Below are 2,680 nucleotides of genomic sequence, written 5' to 3'. Positions count from 1 at the left end.
GACGTTGCTGATAAAGAGATAGCGCAAACCAACCCAAATCGATCGATCTGTGCGGGGATAAGCTATCAAGAGAAAGGCGGCGATACCGCTTACCTCTAACGCCACATATAAACTGACAAAATCGGAACAAACAAAGGCGGCGTTGAGACTCCCGTGCAAAATGATTGCCTGGGCGTAAAAAAAAGCACTCTTACCAGTTTCCCAACAGTAGAAAATAACGGCAAGGGTGACGAGGGCGTTGGTTAAGATAAAGAAGCCGCTTAATTGGTCAGCTTCTAATGTGACACCAAAATTATCGAGTAATATCAGTTTTAGCGGTGATGGTTGGAGAAATAACCAAAACGCATATGCAGCCGAAACTATAGCTGTACCCAGACTAAGATATCGATCGAGTTTGGGAAGTAGATAAATGACGAACCCTACAAAAAACGGGAATGCGATCCATGCGATCGTTATGGTATTCATGGTGTATTGTTCTTCTCGATCTCGTTACATTCCAAGGTGGGATTATCTCGTGACAGCTTCATTACTCCGACTAGCATTAAAGCTTGAATTGAAAGACCGATGACGATCGCTGTCAAAATCACCGCTTGGGGTACTGGATCGGCATAAGAGCCATTTTTGACAGTAGATAAAATGGGTGTTAAGAAACCGTCTCGCGATGCAACTACTACGTAATAGGCGACCACTCCCGCACTCATCACATCCATCGAGACGATCTTCATCACTAGGTTCTTTTTGAGGATGATGCCGAAAAAACCGCACAATATTGTGGCGAATACGAATGCTTCTAACACGGTAATTGCCTGTTGAGTAAGGGTCGATCGTAATTATTTTGGAAAGAGTTTACGATTTCTGATAAGCAGTTTGATTTTTCTGAGGCTAAGTCAGTTTTGAAAATATATGCAAATTTATCTTCTGGCAGATTATGCCATTGGTATTGTTGTAATTCATTGGTAAATGCCGATTTCATCTCGCTCACACACCAAAAACATTATTATTATTTTTGGGGTTAAGTTTAAAATTTTGATGAAAGTCAGATGAGAATTTTCTCATCTAATTTAATCGAAGAAACCCGGTTTCTTCAAGAAACCGGGTTTTTGAGTCGATCTGGTTGTAGTAATTTACGAGAATATATTGTTTCGGGGAGCGGTTTAAATCTATAAAGTCAGTTTTTTTCGCGACGCTAGGTAAGTTCCAGACTTATTTCTTGAAAACGGCAGTAATAATGGTTGTGATGGTTGCGGTTGCTAACAAACCGAAGGCTAAGTTAACAACCCATTGAGATGTTTGTTGATAAGCATTAAAACGGATATTCAACTCTTTAGCATTTTCTGTGAGTTTCTCGATCGCTTCGGCATTTTTCTCGATCGCTTCCGCATTTTTCTCAACTTTTTCAGCTAATTTATCGAGCATTTCATCAGTCCAGCGTTCGGTTGCTATCGTTTTCACATCTATACGGATGAATTTATTATATCACAGTCTAATTTTTTCTTGCTTGTTAATGGCAGGTTGCTTGAAATATTCGGATTTAGGGACAAAAACGATATCCCATACCTCTGACAGTTTCTATTTTCTCGCTACCTAATTTTTTGCGGAGATAACCGACATAAACATCGACAATATTAGAACCGGGATCGTAATCGTAACCCCAAACGCGATCGAGCAATTGTTCTCGGCTAAAAACTTGTCCGGGATGGCGGACAAAAGTTTCAGCTAAAATAAATTCACGAGTGGATAATTCGATATTGCGATCGCCTACTGAAACGCGGCGCGATCGCAAATCCAAAACGATATCTCCTGCGCGAACGATCGTATCATCTTTGGTAGTAGCAGAAGAAGTGCGATCGCGCAACCTTACCCGCACACGCGCCAGCAATTCTTCAAAACGAAAAGGTTTGGTAACGTAATCATCCGCACCGCCTTCCAATCCCGCCACTTTATCAGTTACATCATCGCGTGCAGTGAGGATAATTACGGGAAGTTTTTCTCCTCTACCTCGCAATTCTTCTAACACCTGAAAACCATCTTTTCCGGGTAAGCCAATATCTAGGATTAACAAATCAAAATCTTTGCTATCAGCGACACAAACTGCTGCATTTCCGTCTTCTACTACGACAGTAGTAAAGCCATTTGCTTTCAATCCTTTTTCTAGAAAGGAGGCGATACGCGGTTCGTCTTCAGCGATTAGAATGCGGTTCATAGGACATCTTACCTCAGCGTTATTATCCGTAGGGAAATCAATGATTTTGTTAGCAAATGATGGGTTTAATTGTATATAAAGCCACTGACTTCGCTTCCAGCCCGCCTGGGATTCAAATCCCAGCGTCATAGCTTAAGTCCACTCAAGTGTACCGAATACTAATCTTCCAGTCCATTTAAATGGACTTTCGCTATTAGCTGGGGAATTGATTCCCCAGCGGGTGAGAATATTAGCGCGATATCCCATCCATTCTACATCTTCCCTTGTTTTCTCAGCTTGGCAAGCGCATCTTCAGCCGCACTTTTTTCAGCATCTTTTTTGCTGCGTCCCTTCCCTTCTCCATATTTTTCGTTACCTACAAGAACTTTGGAAAGGAACTCTGGCGCGTGAGATTCTCCACCCGCCTGAACTGTCTCGTATTTAGGCAATTGACTTGTGCCAATGTTCGCCATTACCCATTGCTGAAACTGATTTTTA

The 2,680-nt window shown here is 41.8% G+C and carries 4 protein-coding genes and 1 pseudogene; all 5 read right to left on the bottom strand.

The genetic code is table 11. The features are described from left to right. Positions 1-465 (bottom strand): annotated as a pseudogene (locus tag H6S82_RS28130) (cation:proton antiporter); the annotation flags it as partial. Then, positions 462-797, bottom strand: a complete 336-nt coding sequence (locus tag H6S82_RS28125) for an NADH-quinone oxidoreductase subunit K (RefSeq protein WP_190464117.1) — start codon at positions 795-797, stop codon at positions 462-464. The gene H6S82_RS28125 and the pseudogene H6S82_RS28130, both read right to left, overlap by 4 nt. Positions 798-1,203: 406 nt before the next feature. After that, complete coding sequence (locus tag H6S82_RS28120) at positions 1,204-1,452, bottom strand: hypothetical protein (protein ID WP_206756619.1); 249 nt, start codon at positions 1,450-1,452, stop codon at positions 1,204-1,206. A gap of 79 nt (positions 1,453-1,531) precedes the next feature. Then, positions 1,532-2,332: a response regulator transcription factor gene (locus H6S82_RS28115; RefSeq protein ID WP_347339558.1), complete on the bottom strand. Its 801-nt coding sequence runs from the start codon at positions 2,330-2,332 to the stop codon at positions 1,532-1,534. A 122-nt stretch (positions 2,333-2,454) separates the two neighbouring features. After that, the coding region (locus H6S82_RS28110) for a putative dsRNA-binding protein (protein WP_242057138.1) at positions 2,455-2,680 on the bottom strand (226 nt) is incomplete at its 5' end.

Origin of the sequence: Planktothrix sp. FACHB-1355 (assembly GCF_014748295.1) — a bacterium.
Lineage (GTDB): Bacteria > Cyanobacteriota > Cyanobacteriia > Cyanobacteriales > Aerosakkonemataceae > Aerosakkonema > Aerosakkonema funiforme_A.
This window is presented reverse-complemented; position numbering and strand designations above follow the sequence as displayed.

What these genes read in the sequence shown, in the direction of transcription:
- H6S82_RS28115 (WP_347339558.1), bottom strand. Translation starts at nt 2,332, where the DNA reads ATGACGCTGGGATTTGAATCCCAGGCGGGCTGGAAGCGAAGTCAGTGG.